Source organism: Georgenia faecalis, assembly GCF_003710105.1.
GTDB classification, from domain to species: domain Bacteria; phylum Actinomycetota; class Actinomycetes; order Actinomycetales; family Actinomycetaceae; genus Georgenia_A; species Georgenia_A faecalis.
Window position 1 is genome coordinate 1,730,427 of record NZ_CP033325.1, and the last position, 26,139, is coordinate 1,756,565.

Below are 26,139 nucleotides of genomic sequence, written 5' to 3' on the forward strand. Positions count from 1 at the left end.
CCCCGCGGGCGTGCGTCACCCGCCGCCCGCCGCGATGCTGGGCGCCATGACCTTCCTTGCCCGCGTCGGGGACTCCGCCGCCGCCGGCGCCGGCCAGGTGTTCGGCCAGGTGCTGGGCGCCGTCGCCGCGCTCCGGAACGCCAAGCCCCTGCACCCGCGCGGCGTCGTCCACGCCGGCACGCTGGTCCGGCGTGGCGCCGCCACCGGCGTGCCGTTGCTCGACGACGCCGGCCCCCGTCCCTGCCTCGTGCGCACCTCGCGGTCCATCGGGCTGCCGGCACCCCTGCCCGACATCCACGGCGTCGCCCTTCGGCTCGAGGAGGACGGGCGCCCCGTCGACCTGCTCTTCGCCACCACGGGCAGCGGCACGCTGACCCGCTACGTCCTGCGCCCGGTCCGCAGCCCCCAGGCCGCGCTGACGACGATGATGCCGCTGCGCACCCCCTCGGGCGCGCTCCAGCTCCGGCTCACCCCGGCGGGGCAGTCCGGGACCGCCCAGGAGTGGGTGCTCAGCGTGTCCACGCCGGCCCGCCGCACGTGGGAGCCCATCGCCCACCTCGTCGCCGGCACCGGACCCGCCGGGCCCGACGCCGACCCGCCCCTGCGGTTCGACCCGGTCCGCCACGTCCCCACCGGTACCTCGGTCGACCGCTGGATCCGGCTCGTGCGTGACCCCTCCTACGTCCTGGCTCGGCGCCGCTGGCCGCACGAGGCCACCGGCCCGGTGTGATGTGCTTGCGCGGTGAGCACCGCTAACCTCTCCCGCGCCGACGCCCGCGCCCGGTCCGCCGCCCTCACCGTCGCCGACTACGTCGTCCGGCTCGACCTCCGCGGCGCGCCGGACCCCGACCGCGCGACCTTTCCGACGACGACCACCGTGCGCCTGGTGGCGCGTGAGCCGGAGACCTTCCTCGACTTCCTGGGCCCGGTCGTCCACGGCGTGACGGTCGACGGCCGCGAGGTGCCGGTGGACTTCGACGGCGCCCGCATCCGCCTGCACGGCCTGCCCACCGGCGTCGAGACCACCGTCACCGTCCGCGCCGAGGGCGCCTACTCGCGCTCGGGCGAGGGACTGCACCGCTTCGTCGACCCGGTCGACGGCGAGACGTACCTGTACACCCAGTACGAGCCGGCCGACGCGCGCCGCGTCTTCGCCAACGCCGAGCAGCCCGACCTCAAGGCCCGCTTCACGTTCGAGGTGCTCGCGCCCGCCCCCTGGCACGTGCTGTCCAACAGCGCGCCCGAGCGCGTGGAGGACGTCGCCCCGGAACCCGGCTCGCCCGACGACGCCGCGCCCGACGACGCCGTGCCCGCCCGCCGCTGGACGTTCGCCCCGACGCCGCCGCTGTCGACGTACCTCACCGCCGTCGTCGCCGGCCCCTACCACCGCGTGGAGGGCACCTGGTCGGTCGACCGCGCCGACGGGACGCGCCTGGAGGTGCCGCTGTCCGTCGCCTGCCGCCGGTCGCTCGCCGAGCACCTCGACGCCGAGGAGATCCTCGCCATCACCCGCCAGGGCCTCACGTTCTTCGACGCCGCCTTCGGCTTCCCGTACCCGTGGGGCACCTACGAGCAGGTGTTCGTGCCGGAGTACAACCTCGGCGCGATGGAGAACCCGGGCGCGGTGACGTTCACCGAGGCGTACGTCTTCCGCTCCGCCGCCACCGACGCCCAGTACCAGGCGCGGGCGAACACGATCCTCCACGAGATGGCGCACATGTGGTTCGGCGACCTCGTGACGATGCGCTGGTGGGACGACCTGTGGCTCAAGGAGTCCTTCGCCGACTACATGGGCGCGCACGCGAGCGTCGCCGCCACACGCTTCACCGACGCGTGGACGGCGTTCGCCTCGCGCCGCAAGGCGTGGGCGTACCGCCAGGACCAGCTGCCGACGACGCACCCCGTCGTCGCCGACATCCCCGACCTCGAGGCCGCCAAGCAGAACTTCGACGGCATCACCTACGCCAAGGGCGCCTCGGTGCTCAAGCAGCTCGTCGCCTACGTCGGGGAGGACGCGTTCTTCGCCGGCGCCCGGGCCTACTTCCGGGCGCACGCCTACGGCAACACCACCCTGCCCGACCTCCTCGGCGCCCTGGAGGGGGCGTCCGGGCGGGATCTGGGCGCGTGGAGCCGCGCGTGGCTGGAGACCGCCGGGACGTCGACGCTCACCGCCGACGTCGAGGCCGGCGGCGAGGGCAGCGCCGACGACGGCGCCCGCGTCAGTGCCGACGACGGCGCCCCCGTCATCCGCCGTCTCCGCCTCCACCAGGCCGGCACCGACCCGGCCACGGGTGCCGAGGTGCTCCGCCCGCACCGGCTCGCCGTCGGGTTCTACGACCTCGAGGGCGGGCAGCTGCGCCGGTCCCGCCGGATCGAGCTCGACCTCACGGAGGGGACCACCACCGTCGAGGAGGCGGAGGGCCTGCGCCGGCCCGACCTCCTCCTCGTCAACGACGACGACCTCACCTACGCCAAGGTCCGCCTCGACCCCACGTCGCTGCGCACGGCCCTGGCCCACCTGGGCGCCCTGCCCGAGGCGCTGCCGCGGGCCCTCGTGTGGTCCGCCCTGTGGAACGCCACTCGCGACGGGATCCTCCCGGCGGGGGACTACCTCGCCGCGGTCCTCGCCCACGCGGCCCGCGAGGACCACGTCGGCACGCTGCGCGACATCACCGCCCACGCCCGCTTCGCCGTCGAGCACTACCTCCCGCCCGCCGCCCGGGACGAGGGCCGGCGGACCCTGTTCGAGGGTGCCTGGCAGCACCTGGAGCGAGCCGCGCCGGGCTCCGACGCCCAGCTCGTCTGGGCCCGGGTCGTCGCCGCCGCGGCGGCCAGCTGCCCGGGGGCGGCGCCGCGGGTCCGCGGGCTGCTCGACGGCGGCGTCGTCGTCGCGGGCCTGCCGCTCGACCCCGACCTCCGCTGGGCGCTCTGGCAGGCGCTGGCCGCCGTGGGGGACGCGCAGGTGGGCGAGCTCGACGCCGAGCTCGCCCGCGAGCGGACGGCCGCGACCCGGACGTCCCACCTCGCGGCGCTCGTCGGGCGCCCCGACGCCGAGGTCAAGGCCGAGGCGTGGCGGTCGCTGGTCGAGCAGGACGCCCTGTCCAACGACGAGGTGGACGCCACCATCGAGGGCTTCACCCAGCCGCTGCACGCCAGCCTGGTGGCGCCGTGGACGGAGCCGTACTTCACGTCGCTGCGGCGCCTGTGGGAGGAGCGGAGCATCGAGATCGCCGCCCGCCTGGTCCGGGGGCTCTACCCGGGCCAGCAGGGCGCCGCGGTCCTCGCCCGGACGCGGGCCTGGCTCGAGGCGAACGACGACGCCCCGGCCGCTCTGCGCCGGATCCTCCTCGAGGAGGAGGACGACCTGCGCCGCGCGCTGGCCGCCCAGACCTCGGGCACGTCGGAGGCCGGTCGCTAGGTAGCGTCGGGCGCTGCCCTCATGACGGCCTCCCAGGCCCAGCCCGCCGCCTCGCGGGCGGGCACGTGCGGCATGAGCTCCACCCAGCACGACAGCACCCCGAGCAGGGCGCCGGCCATGGCCGAGGCGGTGACGATCGTCGGGGTGCGGGTCGCCGGCGGCGGCCGCAGTTGCAGGCTCGCGACGATCGCGTCGACGAGCCGCCGGCGCAGGCGCTCGGTCGTCGCGGGGGAGCCCTGGCCGCCGAGGACACGGCGGTAGAGGACCCGGTTCGCGGCGATGTGCTCGACGTACGCGAGGAACGCCGCCGGCGGCTCGCTGCCGCTCATCGCGTCCGGCGGGATGGACTCGAGGTCGGCCCCTGCGCCGACCGCACGGGCGTCGAGGGCGTCCGCGAGGAGGTCGTCGACCTCCCGGTAGTGCTGGTAGAACGTCGAGCGGTTGACGCCCGCCCGCTCGGTGAGGTCGGCGACGGCGACGGTGGCGCCGGGGGACTGGCGGAGGATCTCCAGCAGCGCGTCCTGGAGCAGCGAGCGTGAGCGCAGCGTGCGGGGATCCTGTGACCCCGCGGCGCGCCGGTACATGACGGCACAGTACCTTCCGCCGCCGCCCGGGGCCGGGTGAATGGGCGGCCGATCGTCCGGTTGCGGGGCCGCGGACCAGGACTGACGATCGCGGGAGCCCCCACTGGAGAGGACCCCCCATGGCGCCCCCCCGAACCCTCGTCATCGTCCTGGCCGGCGGAGCCGGCTCCCGCCTGGAGCTGCTCACGAAGCACCGCGCCAAGCCCGCCATGCGGTTCGCGGGCACCCACCGGCTCGTCGACTTCCCCCTGAGCAACGCGCGCAACGCGGGCATCGACGACGTGTGGGTCGTCCAGCAGTTCCACCCCACCTCGCTCAACGTCCACCTCGCCAACGGCCGCCCCTGGGACCTCGACCGCACCCGCGGCGGCCTCCTCGTCCTCGAGCCCTACCAGGGCGACGAGCGCGAGGGCTGGCACGCGGGGACGGCCGACGCCCTGTGGCGGTTCGCCCCGGCGATCGAGGGCTTCGGGGCCGACGCCGTCGTCGTGGTCTCCGCCGACGCCATCTACCGCCTGGACTACGCCGCCGTGGTCGACGAGCACCTCGCCTCCGACGCGGAGGTGACCATGGTCACCGTCCAGCACGACGGCGACAACACCCGCTACGGCGTCGTCGAGACCAAGGACGGGCGGATCACCGGGTACCAGCTCAAGCCCGACGAGCCGGCGACGGACATCGTCACCACCGAGGTCTTCGTCTTCGACCCCCAGGCGCTGGTCGCCGGCCTCGAGACCGTCGCCGAGCAGGGGGAGGACGCGCTCACGGACCTCGGTGAGGCGCTCCTGCCGCTCTTCGTCGAGCGCGGCACGGCCCATGACTATCGTCACACCGGTTACTGGCAGGACGTGGGCACCGTGGCCGCCTACTGGCGCACCAACGTCGCCTTCGCGCGGGCGGACGCCCCGTTCGACGTCGACGACGAGGCCTGGCCGATCAGCACCCGGGGCGCCCGCCGCGGTGGTGCGCGGGTGAGCGGCGGTGGTGAGGTGGAGAGCTCCCTCCTCGGCCCGGGGGCGCGGATCGAGGGCCGGGTGCGCGGCAGTGTCATCGGCCCCGGGGTGCACATCCACGCCGGCGCCGAGGTCGTCGACTCCGTGATCATCGACGGCGCGGTCGTCGGGGCGGGTGCGCGCGTGGTGCGTGCCATCGTCGACGAGCGGGCGCGGATCGGCGACGGCGTCACCGTCGGGGTGGGCGCCGAGGGGCGGGACGACGACGAGGCCATCACCCTCGTCGGGGCCGCTGCCGAGGTGGACGGCGACCTCTCGGCGGGCGCTCGGCACCCGGAGCAGTAAGGCTGGGCCCCGTCGCGCACGGGCGCGACGGATGACACGACGGAGGGCACGATGGCGAACAGCAGGCAGAGCGAGGGGCAAGAGGCGCGCGGGAGGACCGCCGCGGACCCCGACGACGACCGCAAGCCCGATGCGCCGAGCGACCTCACCAAGCCGTCCTGGGGCTACACCCTGCGCAAGACGATCCGGGAGTTCCTCAGCGACCAGTGCACCGACCTCGCGGCGGCGCTCACCTACTACGCCGTCCTGTCGATCTTCCCCGCGCTCATCGCGCTCGTCTCCCTCCTCAGCCTCGTCGGCCAGGCCCAGTCGACGACCGACACCATCCTCGACATGGCCTCGGACTTCGTGCCCGAGGATGCGCTGGAGCAGCTGAGGCCGATCATCGAGAGCCTCACCAGCGCCCCGGGCGCCGGGCTCGCCCTCATCATCGGTATCCTCACCGCGCTGTGGACGGCGTCGAACTACGTCAACGCCTTCGGCCGCGCGATGAACCGCATCTACGAGGTCCCCGAGGGCCGGCCGGTGTGGAAGCTGCGCCCCATCATGTACGGCATCACCGCGCTGCTCCTCGTCCTCGTCGCCCTCGTCGGGCTCATGCTCGTCCTGTCGGGGCCGGTGGCCCAGGCCGTGGGGGACGCGGTCGGGCTCGGCTCGACGGCGGTGACGGTGTGGAACATCGCCAAGTGGCCGGTCGTGCTCCTCGCGATCATCGTCATCGTCGCGCTGCTCTACTACTTCACCCCGAACGTCAAGCAGCCGAAGTTCCGGTGGATCAGCGTCGGGGCCGTCATCGCCATCGTGGTGGCGATCATCGCCTCCGTCGGCTTCGGCTTCTACGTCTCGAAGTTCGGCAGCTACGACGCGACGTACGGCGCCCTCGCCGGCGTCATCATCTTCCTGTTCTGGCTGTGGATCATGAACGCCGTCCTGCTCTTCGGCGCGGAGCTCGACGCCGAGCTGGAGCGCGCGCGCGAGCTCCAGGGCGGGATCGCCGCCGAGGAGACCATCCAGCTGCCGCCGCGGGACACCAAGGCCAGCGACAAGAAGGCCGAGCAGGAGCGCAAGGACGTCGAGCGCGGTCGTGACCTGCGCCGCACCGCCGGGCGTCGGGCCAAGGCGAAGGACGAGTGACCGTCCCCGGCGCTCGCGTCCGCGCCAGCGGATGCGAGCGCCGCGGGGCGATGCCAAGTTAGGGGCATGAGCGAGAACACCACGTCCCAGAACCCGTCCGAGCAGCCCTACGACCCGGCGAAGGACCCCGACACCGACGCCGACATGCTCGACAACCGCCGCCCCGGCAGCCCGGCACCGTCCGAGCCGGCCGAGGGGGCCGACGACCCGGCCGTCACGGGGGAGCCCGCAAGCTGAGTCCGAACCACACGCAGGAACGGGGCATGAGGGTCGTCGTCGTCGGGGCCACCGGCAACACGGGGACGGCCCTCATGCACGCCCTGGCGAAGGAGCCGGGCGTCACCTCCGTGGTCGGGCTGGCGCGCCGCCTGCCCGACCCGAACGTCCCGCCGTACGACCGCGCGGAGTGGGTGAGCGTCGACATCGGCGAGCCCGATCCGGGCACCGCCGAGGAGGCCGCGCTCCTCGCGAAGCTCGAGGCCGTCATGGCCGGCGCCGACGCCGTCGTCCACCTCGCGTGGCGGCTGCAGCCCGCCCGCGCCCGTGACCAGATGCGGCCGACCAACGTCGACGGCACCCGCCGGGTCGCCGCGGCGGCGGCCGCGGCGGGGGTGCCGCACCTCGTCGTCGCCTGCTCTGTAGGCGGCTACGCCCCCGTCGACGACGACGTGCCCCGCGACGAGTCGTGGCCCACGAGCGGGATGGAGACGAGCGAGTACAGCGTCGACAAGGTCGACCAGGAGCGCCTGCTCGACGAGGTCGAGCGCGCCCATCCCCAGCTGCGGGTGGCGCGGGTCCGCCCGGCGCTCATCTTCCAGGAGCGCGCGGGCTCCTCGATCGCCCGCTACTTCCTCGGGCATGCCGTACCGGTCGGGCTGCTGCGCTACGGCCGCCTGCCGTTCCTCCCGCTGCCGGCGGGCCTGCGGCTCCAGGCGGTCCACGCCGACGACGTCGCCGACCTCTACACCCGCATCCTCCTCCAGCGCGCCACGGGCGCCTTCAACGCGGCGGCCGACGACGTCCTCACCGCGCCCGTCCTCGCCCGCGTGCTCGACCACGGCCGGCTCGTCGAGCTCCCGCCCCGCCTCGTGCGCGGCGCCCTCGCCGCGGCGTGGCACGCCTGGCTGGTCCCCATGAGCCCGGGGTGGATCGACATGGGCATGGGGGTGCCCGTCATGGACACCACCCGAGCGCGGACCGAGCTGGGCTGGCGCCCCCGACGCACCGCTGCGTCCTCCCTGCGCGAGCTCATGCGCGGGATGGCGAACGCCGACGGGATCGGGGGCAGCCCGGTGCTCTACCCCCGCGGGCTCAGCCGAGAGCGGGGATGACCTCGCGCTCGAAGAGCTCGATGGCCGACGTGTCGTAGGCGGCCTCGGGGAAGTAGTAGATGCCGTAGGTCATGCCGGCCTCGCGCAGCGCCGTGAGCTTCTCGACGATCTGCTCGGGCGTGCCGTACGCCGGCATGTCCCGGAAGCCGCGGAGCTGACCCGCGACCGCGTCGGCGTCCATGTACCGGCCCAGGCGGTCCGCGAGGGCGTCCATCCGTTCGGCGACCTCGGCCTCCGTCGCGCCGATCATCACGTTGTAGTTGGCCGACCGGGCGATGGCGTCGAAGTCGGTGCCCTCGCTGCGGCAGTGCTCGGCGAGGATCGCCGACTTGTGCGTGAACCCCTCGAGCGTGCCGTCGAAGTTCGTGTACCGCGCGTACTTCGCCGCGATCCGCAGGGTGACCTTCTCCCCGCCGCCGGCGATCCACAGCGGCACCCCACCGGCCTGGCGGGGGAGCGGGCGGCAGATCGCGCCGTCGACCTGGTAGTGCTCGCCGTCCAGCGTGGCGACGCCCTCCGTCCACGCCTGCCGCATGATCTGCACGCCCTCGTCGAGCATGGCCAGGCGCACGCCGGCGCGGGGGAACCCGTAGCCGTAGGCGCGCCACTCGTGCTCGTACCAGCCGGCGCCGATGCCCATCTCGAGCCGGCCGCCGCTGACGTGGTCCACCGTCGCCGCCACCTTGGCGAGGTACATGGGGTTGCGGTACGCCATGCACGTGCACATCTGGCCCAGGCGCACCCGCTCGGTCGACGCCGCCAGCGCGGACATGAGGGTCCACGCCTCGTGGGTGGCCTCCTCGCTGGGGACCGGCGTGGTGTGGAAGTGGTCGTAGACCCACACCGACTCCCACGGGCCGGCGTCGGCGCGCTGCGCCAGCCGCTTCATGGTGGGCCACTGCTCCGCCTCGTCGACACCGACGAGGTCGAAGCGCCAGCCCTGGGGGATGAACATGCCGAAGCGCATCGAGGTCATGATCATCAGCCTACGGTCGCTCGGCGTGCACCGCCGTCGGAGCGGTGGTGAGGTGGAGCCCCCACGCGTCGCACGCACCGGAGGCGTCATGCCCGCAGTACCCGAGCACCTCGACGGCCATCTTCTCGGTCTCTACCTCGGCGACCACCTCGCCGGCGCCGCGGGCGGCATCAACCGGTTCGAGCGGCTCGCCAAGACCTGGGACGACCGGCCCTTCGGGAAGGACTTCGCCATGCTCGCGACCGAGGTGGGCGAGGAGGCCCGCCTGCTCCGCGAGACGATCGACCTCCTCGGCGTCGCGCCCCGCCGCCCCCGCCAGCTCGCCGCCATGCTGGGTGAGCGGGCCGCGCGGCTCGTGGCCCACGGGCGGCCGTTCCAGCGCTCGCCCATGGGGCTGCTCCTCGAGATCGAGGTGATGCGGGGAGCCGTCATGGCCAAGCGGGGGCTGTGGCAGACGCTCTCCGACCTCAGCGACGACCTCGACCTGCCGGGCGACGCCTACGACACGCTGGTCGAGCGCTCGGACGAGCAGGTCCAGGTGCTCGACCGGGTCCACGCCGAGGTGCGCACCCGCGCGTTCCGGGTGCCGCCGGCGCGCCGCTGACCGGCCGGGTGGCGGGGCACCGGTCACGCGCTGCCGGACCTGCGACGTGCCCGCCCCACCGTTGCGTAGGCTGGCGGGCGTGAGCACGCAGCGTGAGGTCGACACGGTGGTCGACCGCGTCTGGACGATCCCCAACGTCATCAGCGTCCTGCGGCTGCTCCTGGTCCCGGTGTTCGCCTGGCTCATCCTCTCGGGGCACGACGTCGCCGCGCTGGTCGTCCTCGCCGTCGCGGGGGCGAGCGACTGGCTCGACGGGTTCATCGCCCGGCGGCTGAACCAGACGAGCCGCCTCGGGCAGATGCTCGACCCCGCCGCCGACCGCCTGTACATCTTCGTCACGCTCATCGGCCTGGCGTACCGCGAGCTCGTCCCCTGGTGGCTGGTGGGGGTCATCGTGCTGCGCGAGCTCGTCCTCGCGGGGATGATCCCGATCCTCCTGCGGTACGGGTACGGGCCGCTGCCCGTGCACATGGCCGGCAAGGCCGGCACGTTCGGCCTCATGTACGCCTTCCCGCTGCTCCTGCTCGCCACGGTCCCCGGGGCGGTGGGTGACGCGGCGTGGATCGTCGGCTGGGCCAGCGCCCTGTGGGGGGTCGGGCTGTACTGGTTCGCCTGCCTCCTCTACGTCGAGCAGGTGGTGGCGATCGCCCGCCGCGAGCGAGGCGGCCGTACCTGGGCGGGACCGGCGTGACCGTCCGACGCGACGTGTCGATGACCCTCCTGCGGGAGGTCACCGAGCGCCCCCTCGACCCGGGGTACGCGGAGGCGGCGGCGCGCAAGGCGCGCGGCGAGGCACCCATGCAGCCCGTGTGGCGCCGGGTCGTCGTCGTCGTGCTCGCGGCGGTCCTTGGGATGGGCTCGGTGTGGGCGGCCCGGGAGCTGCGGGCCCCGCAGGAGAGCACCACCCAGGCGCGGACGCTGCTCATGACGGAGATCGCGGAACGGGGGGAGCGCCGGGAGGCGATGCTCGCCGACAACGCGGCCACGACGGCCCAGATCCAGACGCTCCAGCAGCAGGGGCTGGAGGGCGCGGACGACGCGGTCGTCGAGCGCCTCGCGCTCCTCGGGGTCGGCGCCGGCACCGCGGCCGTCTCCGGCCCGGGCGTCGTGGTCACCCTCGACGACTCCGCGGAGGCGCAGGAGGGCCTGCCCGGCTCGGAGCAGGGCTACGTCCTCGACCGGGACCTCCAGGTGGTGACGAACGAGCTGTGGTCCGGGGGTGCGGAGGCGGTGGCGATCAACGGGCACCGGCTCACCACGCTCAGCGCGATCCGCTCGGCGGGGCGGGCGATCCTCGCCGACCTTGCCCCGCTGGCGCGCCCCTACGTCGTCGAGGCGATCGGTGACCCCACCGAGCTCCAGGAGAGCCTCGCGCGCAGCTCCGCTGGCGCCCACCTCGCGCTCCTGCGGGACACCTACGGCATCACGGTCGACATCCGACGCGAGGACCGCCTCGAGCTCCCCGCGAGCCCGGTGCGGATCCTGCGCTACGCGCAGGCACTGGAGGGGGAGGGCTGACCATGCTGGCCATACTCGGGCTCATCATCGGCGTGGTCGCCGGGCTCGTCCTCGAACCGACGGTCCCGCCTGGCCTGCAGCCCTACCTGCCGATCGCCGTCGTCGCCGCGCTCGACGCCCTCTTCGGAGCGGCGCGCGCCTACCTCGACGGCGTCTTCGACGACCGGGTCTTCGTCGTCTCCTTCTCCTTCAACGTCGTCATCGCGGCGCTCATCGTCTTCCTCGGCGACCAGCTCGGCGTCGGCACCCAGCTGAGCACCGCCGTCGTCGTCGTCCTCGGCATCCGGATCTTCTCCAACGCGGCGTCGATCCGCCGGCAGATCTTCCGGGCATGAGCACGGCACCCGGCGGCACGCACCGTGCGCGCGAGCGGCTCAAGGACCTCTTCCTGCACCCGCGCCGCAGCTGGGTGCACGTGCTCATCGTGCTGCTCTGCGTGGGTGTGGGGTTCGCGCTCGTCGCGCAGGTCCGCCAGACCCAGGGCGACACTCTGAGCACCATGCGCGAGGACGACCTCGTGCGACTGCTCGACGAGCTCACCGAGCGGAACAACGAGCTCGCCCGGGAGGGGACGGAGCTGCGCCGGGAGCTCGCCGAGCTCGAGTCGGGGTCGAGCTCCCGCGCGGCGGCCAAGGCGGCGGCGGAGGCGCAGGCCCAGGTCGAGGGCATCCTCGCCGGGACGTTGCCGGTGGAGGGCCCCGGGGTCGTCCTGCGGATCAGCGACCCGGGAGCCGAGGTGCCCGCGGCCACCCTCGTCACGGTGCTCGAGGAGCTGCGTAACGCCGGAGCCGAGGCCGTGGAGCTCTCCGGCCAGCGGATGACGGCGTCGAGCTGGATCACCGTGGGCGACGACGGCGTCGTCGTGTCCGGGACCCTCGTCCAGCCGCCGTACGTCTGGCGGGCGATCGGTGATCCGCAGACACTCGCGGTGGCGCTGGACATCCCCGGCGGGGCGCTGGCCTCGATCCGCACGGCCGGCGGCACGGCGGCGCTCGAGCAGCTCGAGCGGGTCGAGATCACCGCAACCCGGACCCTCGAGGAACCGGAGCACGCGGTTCCGGCGGACGTCCCATGAGACGGCCTCCGCCCCCATGGGGTGTAACGGGGGGCACGTTGCCAACTATGGTGGTCTCAGGGGGCCGGCGGATTTCAGGCAAGGAGGCGGGGACATGAGTCACGTAGAGCCGCACGACTCGGCGAGCACGACGGCCCGCTTCGGTGGTCTCACCGAGGTGGAGCACGACGTTCCTGGCCGCACGGGACTGGCCCAGGAGGACCTCGCGGCGGTCGAGGCGCTCCCGCCCGGGCACGCGCTCCTCATCGTCCAGCGCGGGCCGAACGCGGGGTCCCGTTTCCTCCTCGACGCTGACCGCACCCTGGCCGGACGCCACCCGAGCACGGACATCTTCCTCGACGACGTCACCGTCTCCCGCCGGCACGCCGAGTTCATCGCCGACGAGGGCGGCCACTCCGTGCGGGACGTGGGGTCCCTCAACGGCACCTACGTCAACCGGGAGCGGATCGACGTCGTCGTCCTGCGCGCCGGTGACGAGGTCCAGATCGGCAAGTACCGCCTCACGTACCACCCGAGCCCCTCGCGCGCCGAGGGCGCCGGACACCAGTGAGCCCGGCAGCACGATCCCGGACGGCAGCGGGGGCGCAGGACAGCGCGGCGGCGGACACCCAGGGCACTCCCGGCGACGGCGCCCCGGCTCCGTGGCCCGCGGGGGCGTCCACGACCGCGAGCATGAGCATCGGCGCGGTTCTCGCGGTGCTCCAGCCGGAGTTCCCGACCGTCCGGGTCTCCAAGCTCCGCTTCCTCGAGGAGCAGGGCCTCGTCAACCCGAGCCGCACCGGCTCGGGGTACCGGATGTACAGCCAGGCCGACGTCGAGCGCCTCCGGTTCGCCCTCGCCGCGCAGCGGGACAGCTTCCTGCCGCTGCGCGTGATCCGCGAGCAGCTCGCGGACCTCGACGCCGGTCGCCCGGTCGAGCTCGCGCCGGGGACGCGCGTGGTGGCCCGCGACGGCGAGCTCGTCACCCCGCGTGCCTCCGCGCGGGTGAGCGCGGGCGAGATCGCCGACCTCACCGGTGCGAGCCTGGCGGAGGTCGAGGCGATCGCCGAGGCCGGCGTCCTCGTCCCGGACGCCCGCGGGCGCTATCCGGGGCGGGCGGTGCAGGTGGTCCAGGCGGCCCGCGCGCTCGCCCGGCACGGCATCCCGCCGCGGCACCTTCGCACGGTCCGCACCGCCGCCGAGCGCGAGGCCGACGTCATCGACCAGGTCGTCGCGCCCGAACGGGCTCAGCGTTCGGGGGCCGCCCGCGAACGCAGCGCCGCCAAGGCGGGGGAGCTGGCGGAGCTGTACGCGACCCTGCACGCCGAGCTGCTCCGCGCCGCCGTCGACGAGCTCCGCTGACGCCGCGCGGTGCGCCGCGCGGTGCTCGGCGCGTTCCGCGCGCGTTCGCCAGCACCGCGGCGTAGCGTCGTGGCATGCGCGAGATGGATGTGCTCGGGGTCCGGGTGAGCATCCCGGAGAACGAGGTCGTCGTCGTGCTGGCGGACCGGGTCGGCCCGATCGTGCTGCCGATCGTCATCGGTCCCCGAGAGGGAGCCTCGATCGCGTCCGCCCAGGCGGGCATCGTCCCCCAGCGCCCGCAGACCCACGACCTGCTCGTGGCCGTGCTCGCCGCCACCGGGGTGCGGCTCGACGAGGTGCACGTGACGAGCCTGGAGTCGGGGACGTTCCACGCCGAGCTGCTGCTCTCCAACGGCCATCGGGTGGATGCGCGTCCGTCGGACGCCATCGCGCTGGCATTGCGCGTGCACTGCCCGGTCCTGTGCGAGGAGGACGTGCTCACGGCCGCCGGCGTCGCCATGGAGACCGACGACGACGGGGAGGTCGTCGAGCAGTTCCGCCACTTCCTCGAGCACGTCGACCCCGCCGACTTCGCCGACTGACGGCGGGCGGGGGAGCGTGGTGCGGACCGACGCTCAACCTCGAGTTGAGGGTAAGACACGCCTGCGCGACACGCCGGAGCGGTCCGTGCGGCGCGGTTCGTTGACGCGCCCACCCCGCAGACCTAGCGTGGACCACATCGAAGCCACGAGCGCATGCGCGCCGACGGCACGGACGAACGGGAGATCCACGTGAGCGGCATTGATGCGACAGCGGACGCCGCACCAGGCATCCCGCAGCGCGCGCAGGGCATGCTCTTCGGGGACGCGCTCCCGGACCTCGACACGGAGACCGGCTACCGCGGGCCGACCGCCTGCCGCGCCGCCGGCATCACCTACCGCCAGCTCGACTACTGGGCCCGGACCGGCCTGGTGGAGCCGAGCATCCGTCCCGCGAGCGGGTCCGGAACGCAGCGGCTGTACAGCTTCCGCGACATCCTCGTCCTCAAGGTCGTCAAGCGGCTCCTCGACACCGGGGTCTCGCTCCAGCAGATCCGGTCCGCCGTGCACCACCTCCACGAGCGCGGCGTCGACGACCTCGCGCAGATCACCCTCATGAGCGACGGCGCGAGCGTGTACGAGTGCACGAGCGCGGACGAGGTCATCGACCTCGTCCAAGGTGGCCAGGGCGTCTTCGGCATCGCCGTCGGCCGGGTGTGGCGGGAGGTCGAGGGTTCGCTCGCCGCGCTCCCGACCGAGCGGGCGCAGGAGGCGGAGCAGGAGGACGAGCTGTCCCGCCGACGACGGGCGCGCGACGCGGGCTGAACCCCGCGCGACGACACGCGATAACTGCTGTCGGACAAGTGCCGCCTAACGGTCGGCGATCTTCTACTATCGTCGATATGAGCAATCCCACTCCGGGCTGGTACCCGGACCCTTCTGGTGACCCAAGTCGGCTTCGCTACTGGGACGGCACGTCCTGGACCGGGCACTTCGCGCCCGTGCAGGCCCCCGTCGCCGATCCCACCCCAGGCGCCGGGGACGTCCCCACGCCCGCGCAGTACGGCATGCCGGGCGCCGGCGACACGGCGGCGACGACGTCGTTCGCACCCTTGGCCTCGACCGGCCAGCCCGACCAGGGTGGTTCCGAGGGAGCGGGAACCCCGCAGTACGGCGACACCCACCAGTACGGCCAGGCCCAGCAGTACGACCAGGCCCAGCAGTTCGGCGAGGCCCCGTACGGTCAGGCGCAGCAGTACGGCCAGGCCCAGCAGTACGGCCAGGCGCCCCAGAACCTCGGGGCGAACCCCTACGGCCAGCAGCCCGGTGCAGCCCCCGGCTCGCGCGTCTGGCAGCAGGACGGTCAGGGCACCGCGCCCGAGAAGGGGCCGAACACCAAGCTCATCCTCGCCATCGTCGGCGGCGCCGTGGCCGTGATCGCGCTCGTCATCGCGCTGGTCCTGCTGCTCGGCGGCGACGACGACGACGAGGCCGGTCCCGGTCCGAGCACGTCCGAGCCCACCACCGAGCCGACGCGGGACCCCCGCCCGAGCCCGGAGGAGAGCGACGACGCCACCACCGACGCGCCTGGTGGGACGCCCGCGGACGCGGTCGCCATCCCGCTCGGCGAGGAGCTCACCGCGACGGTGGACGCCGAGTCGGAGTGGTCCGGGACGCTCACCCTCGACGCCCCCGGCGTGGTGCTCATCGACGTGCGCACCGCTAGCAGCGAGGACCTCGTCCTCGAGGTCGTCGACGCCGAGGGCACGACGTACGACAACGACGACCGCGCTGACTTCCTCGAGGACGACGGCACCAGCAGCCTCGACCCGGGCCTCGTCCTCGCGCTGCCGGCCGGCGAGCTCCAGGTCGTCGTGCGGGAGTACGGGGGGGACAGGAGCGACTTCCTGCTCAACGTCCACCCCGTCGAGGTCATCCCCGTCGGCGCCACGGTGGCCGAGATCCCGGAGGGCGGCACCTGGATGCGGGCCATCGAGGTCCCCGCGGACGGCACCTACGTCTTCGACACCGTCTCCGTCACCGAGGACAGCGACCCGATCCTCACGGTCCTCTCGCCCGACGGCGAGGAGTTCGAGTCCGACGACAGCCAGGAGGGCAGCGGGGAGTGGAGCGACCCGTACCTGTCGCAGCCCCTCACCGCCGGACTGCACCTGGTCGCCCTGCGCGACTGGAGCGACGCGCCCGGCACGGTGAACCTCACCATCACCGCCCCGTAGTGACCGCCTGAGGGGGCCGCGCGAGCGCGCGCGGCCCCCTCAGCCGTTCCCCAGCGGTGCCGGGGTCCCGCTCAGCTGGGCCCGGGTACCTCGCCGAGGACGTGCTCGGGACCGAGCTCCAGGTCCCCATCGAGCTCGACGACGGCGACGAGCATCGCCGTGCCGGCCCGCGTCTCGTGGTCCTCGCCCGGCTCCCACAGCACCGCCTGCCCCACGCCGACGACGACGTCGGGGTAGCCGGTGGTGCTCACGACGCCCGTCCCCTCGACGACCGCGAACATCTGACGCGTCGGCGCGCGATGACGGCCGAGGGTGCCGCCCGCATCGATGCGGGCGAGCCGAACCCCGGTCCGCCCACCGGTGACGGTGGGCAGGAAGTCCATGACGACGCCCGAGCTGGCGAACGCCTCGATGCGGCGCCGGGGGAGCGTGACGACGCGCACGTGCTACCCGCCGACTGTCCGCAGGAACGCCTCGACGGCGGCGCCGGCCGGCCCGGAGCCGTGACCACCGCCGTGGACGAGGGCGGCGACGGCGAGGTCCCCCCGGAAGGCGATCATCCAGGAGTCGACGCGGGCGGCGTCGCCCTCGCCGGCCTCAGCCGATCCCGTCTTGGCGTGGATCGGCTCCCCGGGCACGTCCGCCAGGAGGATGCCCGTGCCCTCGGCGACGACGGCGCGCATGTACCCGGAGAGCACCGCGGCCTCCTCCGCCGTCAGCGGCGTCGCCGGCGGCTCCGACGGCGCGTCGGCGAGCGCCTCGGGCCCGGTGACCAACGTGGGGGTGACGGTGTGGCCGGCGCTGATGGACGCCGCGGCCACCGCCATGGCCAGGGGAGAGGCGAGGACCTCGCCCTGACCGATGAGCGAGGCGGCCAGGCCGGTGCCCTCGGCGTCGGCCGGGGCGGAGCCGGTGAAGGCGGGCCACGCGCCGGCGAGCTCCTGGCCCACGCCCAGGGACCGCGCGGCGTCGGCCATGGCCGCGCCCGTGAGGTCGGCCCCCGCGTTGATGAGCGCCGTGTTGCACGACTGGGCCAGCGCCTGGGTGAGGGTGATGTCGCCGAGGTAGGCCGCCGGGTACTCGGGGTAGTTCCCGATGGTGTAGCCGGAGACGGTCGCCTCGGGGGTGCACGGCACGGTCGTGTCCGGCCCGACGCCGGCCCGGAGCAGCGCGAGCGCCGTGACCACCTTGTAGGTCGACCCCGGGGCGAGGGTGGCCCCCATCGCGGTGTTCTGGCCCTCGCTCCCGGGGCCGCTCGCCACGGCGAGGATCTCCCCGGTGGACGGGCGGATCGCCACGAGGCCGGTGGGGGAGTCGGTGGCCTCGAGCGCCTGCTCGGCAGCCGTCTGCATCCCGGTCTCGAGGGTGAGCGCCAGGTCCTCGCCGTCGACGGCCACCCGCTCGAAGAGGACCGCCGCACCCTCGCCGGTGCCCGCGGAGACCCGCAGACCGGGGGTGCCGCGCAGGGTCTCGTCGTACGTCGACTGCAGGCCGGAGAGCCCGACCTCGTCGCCCGCCGCGATGGCCCCCTCGGAGGCCTCGACCACTTCCGCCGTCGCCGGCCCGACCCGCCCGAGCAGCGGACGCGCCCACGTGGGGGTGGGGGCGAGGGGGATCTCGTCGGGCAGCGCGACGGCGCCGGTGAGGGCCTCGAGCGCGGCGAGGTCGACGTCGGGGCTCTCCTCCCGCACGACGATCGCCTCGACGAACGCGCGGGGGCCGGCGGCGACGACGCGGTCGGCGTAGGCGGCCGGGTCGGCCAGGCCCGCGGCCGCGGCGACGGCCTCTGCCGACGCGCGGACGTCGGCCTCCGCCGTGCCCTCCGGGAAGTGCGTCTTGTCGATGCCGACCCGGCGGACCTGCCGGTCGGTGACGACGGGCGTACCGTCCCCGGCGAGGATCTCGCCGCGCACGCCGGTGGTGCGGGCGAGGCTGAGCGCGACCTCGCCGGACAGGCCCTCGGCGACGACGGCGGGGTCGTACGCCGCCACCCACGCGTCCTCGTCCTCCTGGAGCGTCGCGGTGCTGGTGTACTCCCAGTCCCCGGCGCCGTCGGCGTCGAGGTCCCACGCCCAGCGGAGGTCGACGTCGGCCGTGCGCGGGTCGGAGTCCTCCTCGACCTCGCCGACGGAGGCGACCTCGACGGTGCGCGGGAGGTCGGCGAGGTCACCGAGCGGGACGGCCAGGTCCGGGGCGTCGCCGGCCCAGGTGACCGCCGAGGCATCGCCCGCCTCGAGCGCGGCCGCGAGGTCGTCCGCGGACTGCGCGATGGCGTCCGTGGGATCGCTGCACGCGGCGAGGGCGCCGGTGGTGAGCAGGGCGGTGACCAGGAGGGCAGCGCGGGGCCGCTGCCGCGAGGACGTCATTCCCCGAATTGTGGCGGCCCACCTGGCGCATGTCCACGACATAAGTGCCCGAAGTCGCGCACGCCGCCAGAGGACGTCGACGGCGGGAAAGTGCCGTCATCAGCATGCGCGGGTCGGTAGCGTGCCGGCATGTCCAGCACCGGCGCCGCCGCGGCGCGCGCCCCGATGCTGCTCCGGCTCGGGGTGCCGGTCGCGGGGTGCGGCGCGCCCGACGTCCCGACCGACGACGAGATCACGCTGTGGATGGACGGACGCCTCGCCGAGGAGGCGCCCGCCGGCTCGTTGGGGGCCGCGACCGGCCGGTGCGAGGCCGGCGACGCGGTGTCGCGCACGGAGGGTCGGGTCGTCCTGCTGCTCGACGCGGCGCCGTGGGTGGAGACCATCCAGCTGTCCTGCTTCGGCGAGGGCACCGCGGACTTCACCGTGGACGTCGCCGCCACGAGCGGCGGAGGGGGCACGGAGGCGACATCGATCGCCTATGCGGACGTTCCGTGCGGGCTCGGCGTTCAGGAGGAGCCGATCGCCGTGGCCGATGTCACGAGCGTGGGGGTCACCGGTTCCGGTGCGGGCGGCGCGGGCGCCTGGCACGCGGTCGTCATCGGCGGCAAGCCGGGCTGAGCACCCGGCGGGCCCGGCGGGTGCGTCCTGGCCGTGTCCTTCGGCACGTTGTCCCGGGGCCCGGCCGCCGCGGAGATCGAGCGCGGCGGGGGAGGGGGATGATGGAGGAATGACCGCTCCTACGTTCGACCTCGACCGGCTCCGCAGGTACCCCGACATCGAGGCCCACGACCTCGTGGCCGTCGACGCCACGGACCGCCTCGTCCTCGACGAGGCTGCCGCGGCCCTGGCCGGCGCGGGCCCGGGCGAGGTCGTGGTGATCGGCGACCGGTACGGCGCGCTCACCCTCGGGGCGGTCGCGCTGCACGGGGCGCGGGACGTGCGGGTGCACCAGGACACCCTGGTCCACGAGCGGGCCCTCGTCGCCAACGCCGAGCGCGAGGGTCTCGCCGGCACGTTCCGCCAGCTGAGCCTGGTCCCGGAGCTCGTCACCGGGGCGCGTGTCGTCCTGCTCCAGCTCCCTCGCGGGCTGGCGGCGCTCGAGGAGATCGCGGAGCTAATCGCGGCCCACGCGGCACCCGACGTCGTCGTCGTCGCCGGCGGCCGTCTCAAGCACATGTCCCGCGGCATGAACGACGTCCTGGGCCAGCACTTCGCCGACGTGACGGCGTCGCTCGCCCGGCAGAAGTCGCGCTGCCTCATCGCGCGGCGCCCGACGGCCCCCGCCACGTTCCCCTCCTTCCCGCGCACGCAGGTCGACGAGGAGAGCGGCATGTCGATCGCGGCGCACGGCGCGGCGTTCGCGGGCCCTTCCCTCGACATGGGCACGCGCTACCTCCTCAGCTTCCTGCCGGAGATGAGCCCGGCGGCGCGCGACGCGATCGACCTCGGCTGCGGCACCGGAGCCCTCGCCGTCGGGCTCGCCGCTCAGCGACCGGACCTGCACGTGGTGGCGACGGACACGTCCGACGCTGCCATCCGCTCGGCACGGGCGACGCTCGAGGCCAACGGCGTGGCCGACCGCGTCGAGGTGGTCCGGGCCGACGGCCTGGAGGGCCAGCCGCCGCGCTCGGCGGACCTCATCGTGTGCAACCCGCCCTTCCACGTCGGCGCCACCCTGCAGCCCGACGTGGCGATCGAGCTGTTCAAGGACGCCGCCCGCGTGCTCCGTCCCGGCGGCGAGCTCTGGACGGTGTTCAACTCGCGGCTCGGCCACGCCGGCGCGCTGCGCCGGATCGTCGGGTCCACCAAGGTGATGGGCGACAACGGCCGGTTCACGGTGACGCGGTCCATCAAGCAGCCCAGCCGGACGGCGACCGGGACGATCTCCGGGTGACCTGAGCGCCGGCTACGGATGCGCCGGGCGCCGGGTCGTAGCGCATCGCCGAGCGGCTGCGGGCACTGCTTGAACTGCCTCCGCCGGTCGAACCGCCATCCCATCGGTGCCGGGCGCACCGATGGAGGAGCGTGCGCAGGTGGACGGCCCGCTGCCTCGGCCGTGGGGGTGCGGAGGGTGCGTGAGAGCGGGGCGTCCGGCGCGCCTCTCTTGAGCGTAATGACATAATGTACATTATCGGCGGCACGCCGACCGGTGACGAAGTGCAGATGGTGCGGTCCGGCCCGGGACGTCTGTGCTGGACTTGGGCTCATGCCCGATCCGACGGCGCCCACGGTGGAGATGTTGTGGGAGGCGGACGCCTGGGCACTCGTGCCGCCCGGTGACGACCCGACAGGGTGGCGGTCGTCGGCACTCGACCACCTGGCGGGCGTGTCTCGAGCCGTGACCCCAGGGCTCTAGCCCCCCACGGCGGCGGTTCCTACAGTGGACCGATGGGGCGCCTCATCTACTCGATGTTCACCTCGCTCGACGGTTACGCGTCGGACACCTCCGGCAGCAGCGACTGGGGCGGGGCCCTGGACCCGAACCTGCACGACTTCGTCTCCGAGCAGACGCGGTCGGTGGGCACCTACCTGTACGGCCGCCGGATGTACGAGACGATGTCGTTCTGGGAGACGGCGCTGGACGCGCCGGACGCGCCCGAGTTCGTCCGCACGTACGCCGCCGTCTGGCAGGCCGCGTCCAAGGTCGTCTACTCCACGACGCTCGACGCGCCCACCACCGCGCGGACCACGCTCGAGCGGACCTTCGACCCCGAGGCCGTGCGCGCCCAGGTGTCAGCGTTGGACCACGACGCGACGATCGACGGCCCGACGCTCGCGGCGCACGCGCTGCGCGCCGGGATCGTCGACGAGGTCCAGCCCTACCTCGCGCCGGTGTCCGTCGGCGGCGGGCTGCGCTTCTGGCCCGAGGACCTGCGGCTGGACCTCGAGCTGCTCGTGGAGCGGCGGTTCGACAACGGCACGCTCTGGCTCCGCTACGCGGTGCGCCGGGACTGAGCTCGGCCGGTCAGGTGCCGACGTACTCCGCCAGGTGCTCCCCCGTGAGGGTGGACCGCGCCGCCACGAGGTCGGCCGGCGTGCCCTCGAAGACGATCCGGCCGCCGTCGCGCCCGGCGCCCGGACCGAGGTCGATGATCCAGTCGGCGTGCGCCATGACGGCCTGGTGGTGCTCGATGACGATGACGGAACGGCCGGCGTCGACGAGCCGGTCGAGGAGCCCGAGGAGCTGCTCGACGTCCGCCAGGTGGAGCCCCGTCGTCGGCTCGTCGAGGATGTAGGTCCCACCCCCCTCCCCCATCCGGGTGGCCAGCTTGAGGCGCTGCCGCTCGCCGCCGGACAGCGTGGTGAGCGGCTGGCCGAGCGTGAGGTAGCCGAGCCCGACGTCGGCGAGCCGGTCGAGGACCTTGTGCGCGGCCGGGGTCCGCGCCTCCCCCGTCCCGAAGAACTCCTCCGCCTGCGCGACGGACATCGCGAGCACCTCGGCGATGTTGCGGCCGCCGAGCGTGTACTCGAGCACCGCCGCCTGGAAGCGCCGGCCCTCGCACTCCTCGCACGTGGTGGCCACCGTCTCCATGACCCCGAGCTCGGTGTAGACGACGCCGGCGCCGTTGCACGTCGGGCACGCCCCCTCGGAGTTCGCGCTGAACAGGGCCGGCTTGACGCCGTTCGCCTTGGCGAACGCCTTGCGGATCGGCTCGAGGAGGCCCGTGTACGTCGCCGGGTTGGACCGGCGCGAGCCCTTGATGGCGGTCTGGTCGATGACGACGACGTCGTCCCGCTTCGCGAGGTTGCCGTGGATGAGGGACGTCTTGCCCGACCCGGCCACCCCGGTGACGACGGTGAGGACACCGGTGGGGACGTCGACGTCGACGCCGGTGAGGTTGTTCTGCGTCGCCCCGCGGATCGCGAGCGCGCCGGTGGCGGTACGGACCGACTCCTTGAGGCGGGCCCGGTCGTCGAGGTGCCGGCCCGTGATCGTGCCGCTCCCCCGCAGGTCCTCGACCGTCCCCTCGAAGCAGATCGTGCCGCCGTCGGTGCCCGCCCCGGGGCCGAGGTCGACGACGTGGTCGGCGATCGCGATCGTCTCGGGCTTGTGCTCGACGACGAGGACCGTGTTGCCCTTGTCCCGCAGGCGCAGGAGCAGGTCGTTCATCCGCTGGATGTCGTGCGGGTGCAGGCCGATCGTCGGCTCGTCGAAGACGTAGGTGACGTCGGTGAGCGCGGAGCCGAGGTGCCGGATCATCTTCGTCCGCTGGGCCTCTCCCCCGGAAAGCGTGCCGGCCGGGCGGTCGAGGCTGAGGTAGCCCAGCCCGATCTCGACGAAGGAGTCGAGGGTGTCGCCCAGCGTGCTCAGCAGCGGCGCCACCGACGGCTCGTCGAGCCCGCGGACCCAGCCCGCGAGGTCGCTGATCTGCATGGCGCACGCATCGGCGATGCTGATGCCCCGCACCGTGGAGGACCGGGCCGCCGCGCTCAGCCGGGTGCCGTCGCACTCCGGGCACGTCGTGAAGGTCACCGCCCGGTCGACGAAGGCACGGATGTGCGGCTGCATCGCCTCGCGGTCCTTGGACAGCATCGACTTCTGCAGCTTGGTGATGAGCCCCTCGAACGTGAGGTTGATGCCGTCGACCTTGACTTTCGTGGGCTCCTTGTAGAGCAGGTCGTTCAGCTCGCGCTTCGTGAAGTCGCGGATCGGCTTGTCCGCATCGAAGAGGCCGGACGCGCCGTAGATCCGGCCGTACCACCCGTCCGCGCTGTAGCCCGGCACCTTGAAGGGGCCCTCGTTGAGGGTCTTGGCGTCGTCGAACAGCTCGGCCAGGTCGAAGTCGGTGACGCGGCCCATCCCCTCGCAGCGCGGGCACATGCCGCCGGTGATGGAGAAGTCGCGGCGCTCCTTGACCGTCCTCCCACCGGTCTCGAACGTCACCGCGCCCGCGCCGCTGATGGAGGCGACGTTGAACGAGAACGCCTGCGGCGAGCCGATGTGCGGCTCCCCCAACCGGCTGAAGAGGATCCGCAGGAGCGCGTTGGCGTCCGTCGCGGTCCCCACCGTCGAGCGCGGGTTCGCCCCCATCCGCTCCTGGTCGACGATGATCGCCGTCGTCAGCCCCTCGAGGACGTCGACGTCGGGCCGGGCCTGCGAGGGCATGAACCCCTGGAGGAAGGCGCTGTACGTCTCGTTGATCATCCGGCGGGACTCGGCGGCGATCGTCGCGAACACGAGCGAGCTCTTTCCCGAGCCGGACACCCCGGTGAACACCGTGAGGCGGCGCTTGGGGAGCTCGACGCTCACGTCCTTGAGGTTGTTCTCCCGGGCGCCGTGCACCCGGATGAGGTCGTGCCCGTCCGCCACGTGCGCGGGCACCGACCCCGTTGTCGTTGTCGTCATGACGTCCGTGCCATCCCTCGGGCCGTTCGACTGCGCACCGGTCGGGTGACGGCGCGGACCATGCACGGCGGGATGCCGTCGACCGTCCCGGCGGCCTCGCGCCGGTAGACGCTCGGCGGGACGCCGACCAGCTCGGTGAACCGGGTGCTGAACGTCCCCAGCGAGGAGCAGCCGACGGCGAAGCACACCTCCGTGACGGTGAGGTCCCCGCGCCGCAGCAGAGCCATGGCCCGCTCGATCCGGCGGGTCATGAGGTAGGCGTAGGGCGACTCCCCGTACGCGAGCCGGAACTGGCGGCTGAGGTGCCCGGCCGACATGTGCACCCCCCGGCCGAGGGCCGCGACGTCGAGGGGCTGCGCGTACTCCCGGTCGATGCGGTCGCGGACGCGGCGCAGCCGCGCGAGGTCGCGCAGGCGCTGCCCGTCCGCGTCGCTGCTGGTCACGTCGGCGATGGTGCCACGGGAGGCCGACGCTGCCTAGGGCATGGCCGTGCCCGTTCCGGACCCGGTGCCCCTAGCATTCACGGATGCTGCCCTCCCCCACGGCCCGCCTGTGCTTCCGCGAGATGACCCCCGACGACCTCGAGGTCATGGCGGCCCTCCTCGGGGACCCCGACGTCATGACCTACTACCGGGCGCCGAAGACGCGCGAGGAGGCCCGGGGCTGGATCGCGTGGAACGAGCGCAACTACGCCGAGCACGGCCACGGGCTGTGGATCGTCGAGACCCATGACGGTGAGTTCGTCGGCGACTGCGGCCTCACCTGGCAGCCCGTCAACGGGGAGCCGCACCTCGAGGTCGGCTACCACGTCCGGACGGCGCTCCAGGGGAAGGGCTACGCCACCGAGGCCGCGGCGGCGTGCCGCGACCTCGCCCGCGACGGCCTGGGTGCCGCCGAGCTCGTCGCCCTCATCCACCCGGACAACACGGCCTCCCGCCGGGTCGCCGAGAAGATCGGGATGCGGCAGGTCGAGGACGACACCGGTGGCCCGATCCCGGTCCGCACGGTCATGGCGATGACGCTGGCACTCCCGGCGTAGGCGCGGCGCTCGCCCGCGGCGCCACCTCGGGCCGGCGACGGCGGTACCACCACGCGAAGAGCATGACCGCGAGCGCCAGCTCGGCGACGTCTCCCCCGTAGTACATCCACTGGGCCCCGGCCTCCATCGACGCGGGGTCGCCGTGCCCGGCGGCCACCTCCCCGGCGCGGGCGTAGAGGAGCTTGGCGAGGAACGCGTGCGCGCCGGCCGCGGCGACGAGCACCGTCGTTCGTGTGGCCATGCCGGGGCGGCGCGGGGCCGGGTCGGGTCCCGCGATCGCCCACGTGTACAGGCACCCGGCGAGCAGGAAGTGCGCCATGACGAGCGCGTGGACCTCCGGGCGGGCCATGCTCAGGCCGTACAGCGGGGTGAGGTAGAGGACGACCATCCCGCCGACGTTGAGCACCGCCGCGGGGACCGGGTGGGACAGCACGTGCACGGGCGGGCTGCGCAGGACGCCGGTCAGCACCCTGCGGCCGCGCCGGGGCAAGGAGCCCAGCGCGAGGGTCACGGGGGCGCCGAGGACCAGCCCCAGGGGCGCGTACATCCCCAGCAGCAGGTGGGTGGCCATGTGGAACCGGTGGTCGTGGTGCGCGAGGTCGGTCAACGGCGGGCTCAGGGCCACGACGACGGCGACCACGCCCGCCAGCCACGCGGCGGTGCGCGCACCGCTCCAGCGCGGCAGGCTGGCGGGTCGCGCCCACCACGCCAGCGCGTACCCCCCGGCGAGGACGGCGCCGACGCCGGCAGCCACCCACCCGCTCATCGCGCCTCCGCGCGCCGCACCTCACGTCCGGCGCGCCACGTGAGGGCGGCCCCCAGCGCGAGCAGGAGCACGCCGGCGAGGTTCCACGCCAGGTCGTACGGGAGCAGGTCGACGCCGTAGCGGACCTGGTGCAGCCGGAGGACCTTGTGGTCGACGATCCCGTCGAAGAGCTGGAACGCCCCGGCGCCGAGGAAGAACCCGCCCCACGCGGAGGGCACGGCGAGCGCCTGGCGGCGGCTGAGGTCGGCGACGAGGAAGATCCCCGCCACGAGCATGACGAGCTCGGCCGCGTGGAGCAGGCCGTCCGTGAGGAGGGCGACGTCGGGCGTGCCCCGGTCGTAGAAGTGGTGCCAGCCCAGGAGCTGGTGGAAGACGATCTCGTCGACCGCCGCCATGACGGCGACCCCGATCAGCGCGGCCACCCCCACCGACCGGCGATGGTCCGGCCGTCCGCTCGTTGCGCCTCGCCGCCCGCTCATGCCCGCCATTCTCGCCGGTGGCGCGAGCGTCCGCGTGGAGGAAGGTCGCGGGCGACCACCCTGTGTCGCGGGTCACAGGGCCCAGGCTTAGTGTCGGAAGGGCCGCGCCCGAGGACGTGCGCGGTGAGCGTGCAGACCCATCATGAC

At 73.9% G+C, this 26,139-nt stretch carries 28 protein-coding genes; 20 read left to right on the forward strand and 8 right to left on the reverse strand.

Going from position 1 to position 26,139, the window contains the following annotated elements:
* Positions 1-46 precede the first annotated feature (46 nt).
* Both EBO36_RS07480 and pepN read left to right on the forward strand, forming a co-directional pair.
* The gene (locus EBO36_RS07480) at positions 47-730 is read left to right on the forward strand and encodes a hypothetical protein (protein ID WP_164471401.1); all 684 of its coding nucleotides are present in this window, start codon (positions 47-49) and stop codon (positions 728-730) included.
* 12 nt (positions 731-742) lie between these two features.
* The gene (gene pepN, locus EBO36_RS07485; protein WP_122824063.1) at positions 743-3,418 is read left to right on the forward strand and encodes an aminopeptidase N; all 2,676 of its coding nucleotides are present in this window, start codon (positions 743-745) and stop codon (positions 3,416-3,418) included.
* Here pepN and EBO36_RS07490 read toward each other — a convergent pair.
* Positions 3,415-4,002: a TetR/AcrR family transcriptional regulator gene (locus tag EBO36_RS07490; RefSeq protein ID WP_122824064.1), complete on the reverse strand. Its 588-nt coding sequence runs from the start codon at positions 4,000-4,002 to the stop codon at positions 3,415-3,417. The two genes, pepN and EBO36_RS07490, sit on opposite strands and share 4 nt — an antisense overlap.
* 119 nt (positions 4,003-4,121) lie before the next feature.
* On the opposite strand from EBO36_RS07490, the gene EBO36_RS07495 reads away from it, so the two are divergent.
* From EBO36_RS07495 to EBO36_RS07505, 4 genes are all read left to right on the forward strand, one after another.
* Positions 4,122-5,300 (forward strand): glucose-1-phosphate adenylyltransferase family protein, encoded by a 1,179-nt coding sequence (locus EBO36_RS07495; RefSeq protein WP_122824065.1) that lies wholly within the window; start codon positions 4,122-4,124, stop codon positions 5,298-5,300.
* A 51-nt stretch (positions 5,301-5,351) separates the two neighbouring features.
* Positions 5,352-6,434, forward strand: coding sequence for a YihY/virulence factor BrkB family protein (locus EBO36_RS07500; RefSeq protein WP_122824066.1), 1,083 nt, complete (start codon positions 5,352-5,354; stop codon positions 6,432-6,434).
* Between the two features lie 66 nt (positions 6,435-6,500).
* Complete coding sequence (locus EBO36_RS15320; RefSeq protein WP_164471402.1) at positions 6,501-6,671, forward strand: hypothetical protein; 171 nt, start codon at positions 6,501-6,503, stop codon at positions 6,669-6,671.
* Between the two features lie 26 nt (positions 6,672-6,697).
* A complete protein-coding gene (locus tag EBO36_RS07505; RefSeq protein ID WP_122824067.1) occupies positions 6,698-7,765 on the forward strand; it encodes an NAD-dependent epimerase/dehydratase family protein in 1,068 nt (355 codons plus the stop codon).
* Here the strand turns inward: EBO36_RS07505 and EBO36_RS07510 are convergent.
* Positions 7,746-8,732: an LLM class F420-dependent oxidoreductase gene (locus tag EBO36_RS07510; RefSeq protein ID WP_122825517.1), complete on the reverse strand. Its 987-nt coding sequence runs from the start codon at positions 8,730-8,732 to the stop codon at positions 7,746-7,748. The two genes, EBO36_RS07505 and EBO36_RS07510, sit on opposite strands and share 20 nt — an antisense overlap.
* Positions 8,733-8,829: 97 nt before the next feature.
* On the opposite strand from EBO36_RS07510, the gene EBO36_RS07515 reads away from it, so the two are divergent.
* The 10 genes from EBO36_RS07515 to EBO36_RS07560 all read left to right on the forward strand — a co-directional run bounded on the left by EBO36_RS07515 (position 8,830) and on the right by EBO36_RS07560 (position 15,995).
* Entirely contained in the window at positions 8,830-9,345 is a 516-nt protein-coding gene (locus EBO36_RS07515) for a hypothetical protein (RefSeq protein ID WP_127572133.1), read from the forward strand.
* Between the two features lie 79 nt (positions 9,346-9,424).
* Positions 9,425-10,036 (forward strand): cardiolipin synthase ClsA, encoded by a 612-nt coding sequence (clsA, locus tag EBO36_RS07520; RefSeq protein WP_187695804.1) that lies wholly within the window; start codon positions 9,425-9,427, stop codon positions 10,034-10,036.
* Entirely contained in the window at positions 10,033-10,863 is an 831-nt protein-coding gene (locus EBO36_RS07525) for a DUF881 domain-containing protein (RefSeq protein ID WP_122824069.1), read from the forward strand. Before clsA ends, EBO36_RS07525 begins: the two co-directional genes overlap by 4 nt.
* Positions 10,864-10,865: 2 nt before the next feature.
* Entirely contained in the window at positions 10,866-11,198 is a 333-nt protein-coding gene (locus EBO36_RS07530) for a small basic family protein (protein WP_122824070.1), read from the forward strand.
* Positions 11,195-11,938, forward strand: coding sequence for a DUF881 domain-containing protein (locus tag EBO36_RS07535; RefSeq protein WP_122824071.1), 744 nt, complete (start codon positions 11,195-11,197; stop codon positions 11,936-11,938). The genes EBO36_RS07530 and EBO36_RS07535 overlap by 4 nt, the downstream gene beginning before the upstream one ends.
* Positions 11,939-12,032: 94 nt before the next feature.
* The gene (locus EBO36_RS07540; protein ID WP_122824072.1) at positions 12,033-12,488 is read left to right on the forward strand and encodes an FHA domain-containing protein; all 456 of its coding nucleotides are present in this window, start codon (positions 12,033-12,035) and stop codon (positions 12,486-12,488) included.
* A gap of 122 nt (positions 12,489-12,610) precedes the next feature.
* Positions 12,611-13,279 (forward strand): transcriptional regulator FtsR, encoded by a 669-nt coding sequence (gene ftsR, locus EBO36_RS07545; RefSeq protein ID WP_122824073.1) that lies wholly within the window; start codon positions 12,611-12,613, stop codon positions 13,277-13,279.
* A 74-nt stretch (positions 13,280-13,353) separates the two neighbouring features.
* The gene (locus tag EBO36_RS07550) at positions 13,354-13,821 is read left to right on the forward strand and encodes a bifunctional nuclease family protein (RefSeq protein ID WP_164471403.1); all 468 of its coding nucleotides are present in this window, start codon (positions 13,354-13,356) and stop codon (positions 13,819-13,821) included.
* 249 nt (positions 13,822-14,070) lie between these two features.
* Entirely contained in the window at positions 14,071-14,583 is a 513-nt protein-coding gene (locus EBO36_RS07555) for a MerR family transcriptional regulator (RefSeq protein WP_241236978.1), read from the forward strand.
* 77 nt (positions 14,584-14,660) lie between these two features.
* Positions 14,661-15,995: a DUF2510 domain-containing protein gene (locus EBO36_RS07560; RefSeq protein WP_122824075.1), complete on the forward strand. Its 1,335-nt coding sequence runs from the start codon at positions 14,661-14,663 to the stop codon at positions 15,993-15,995.
* Positions 15,996-16,066: 71 nt separating this feature from the next.
* Here EBO36_RS07560 and EBO36_RS07565 read toward each other — a convergent pair whose 3' ends face one another.
* Together EBO36_RS07565 and EBO36_RS07570 are read right to left on the reverse strand one after the other, a co-directional pair.
* Complete coding sequence (locus tag EBO36_RS07565) at positions 16,067-16,438, reverse strand: cupin domain-containing protein (RefSeq protein ID WP_122824076.1); 372 nt, start codon at positions 16,436-16,438, stop codon at positions 16,067-16,069.
* A gap of 3 nt (positions 16,439-16,441) precedes the next feature.
* Positions 16,442-18,361 carry a penicillin-binding transpeptidase domain-containing protein gene (locus tag EBO36_RS07570; protein WP_122824077.1) on the reverse strand — a complete coding sequence of 640 codons (1,920 nt, stop codon included), beginning with the start codon at positions 18,359-18,361 and terminating at the stop codon, positions 16,442-16,444.
* A 129-nt stretch (positions 18,362-18,490) separates the two neighbouring features.
* Between EBO36_RS07570 and EBO36_RS07575 the strand changes: the two genes are divergently transcribed.
* The 3 genes from EBO36_RS07575 (at position 18,491) to EBO36_RS07585 (ending at position 21,316) form a co-directional block, all read left to right on the forward strand.
* A complete protein-coding gene (locus EBO36_RS07575; protein WP_122824078.1) occupies positions 18,491-18,979 on the forward strand; it encodes a hypothetical protein in 489 nt (162 codons plus the stop codon).
* A gap of 109 nt (positions 18,980-19,088) precedes the next feature.
* On the forward strand, positions 19,089-20,255 hold the full coding sequence (locus EBO36_RS07580; RefSeq protein ID WP_122824079.1) for a class I SAM-dependent methyltransferase: 1,167 nt from the start codon (positions 19,089-19,091) through the stop codon (positions 20,253-20,255).
* Between the two features lie 494 nt (positions 20,256-20,749).
* Positions 20,750-21,316: a dihydrofolate reductase family protein gene (locus tag EBO36_RS07585; RefSeq protein WP_122824080.1), complete on the forward strand. Its 567-nt coding sequence runs from the start codon at positions 20,750-20,752 to the stop codon at positions 21,314-21,316.
* 10 nt (positions 21,317-21,326) lie between these two features.
* Here the strand turns inward: EBO36_RS07585 and EBO36_RS07590 are convergent, their stop codons facing one another.
* A complete protein-coding gene (locus tag EBO36_RS07590; RefSeq protein ID WP_122824081.1) occupies positions 21,327-23,708 on the reverse strand; it encodes an ATP-binding cassette domain-containing protein in 2,382 nt (793 codons plus the stop codon).
* On the reverse strand, positions 23,705-24,151 hold the full coding sequence (locus tag EBO36_RS07595; RefSeq protein WP_122824082.1) for a helix-turn-helix transcriptional regulator: 447 nt from the start codon (positions 24,149-24,151) through the stop codon (positions 23,705-23,707). The genes EBO36_RS07590 and EBO36_RS07595 overlap by 4 nt, the downstream gene beginning before the upstream one ends.
* 83 nt (positions 24,152-24,234) lie before the next feature.
* Between EBO36_RS07595 and EBO36_RS07600 the strand changes: the two genes are divergently transcribed.
* Complete coding sequence (locus tag EBO36_RS07600) at positions 24,235-24,747, forward strand: GNAT family N-acetyltransferase (protein WP_122824083.1); 513 nt, start codon at positions 24,235-24,237, stop codon at positions 24,745-24,747.
* Here EBO36_RS07600 and EBO36_RS07605 read toward each other — a convergent pair.
* Positions 24,716-25,513 carry a cytochrome c oxidase assembly protein gene (locus EBO36_RS07605; RefSeq protein WP_122824084.1) on the reverse strand — a complete coding sequence of 266 codons (798 nt, stop codon included), beginning with the start codon at positions 25,511-25,513 and terminating at the stop codon, positions 24,716-24,718. The two genes, EBO36_RS07600 and EBO36_RS07605, sit on opposite strands and share 32 nt — an antisense overlap.
* Positions 25,510-25,992 carry a DUF2243 domain-containing protein gene (locus EBO36_RS07610; protein WP_122825520.1) on the reverse strand — a complete coding sequence of 161 codons (483 nt, stop codon included), beginning with the start codon at positions 25,990-25,992 and terminating at the stop codon, positions 25,510-25,512. Before EBO36_RS07610 ends, EBO36_RS07605 begins: the two co-directional genes overlap by 4 nt.
* Between the last annotated feature and the right edge of the window lie 147 nt (positions 25,993-26,139).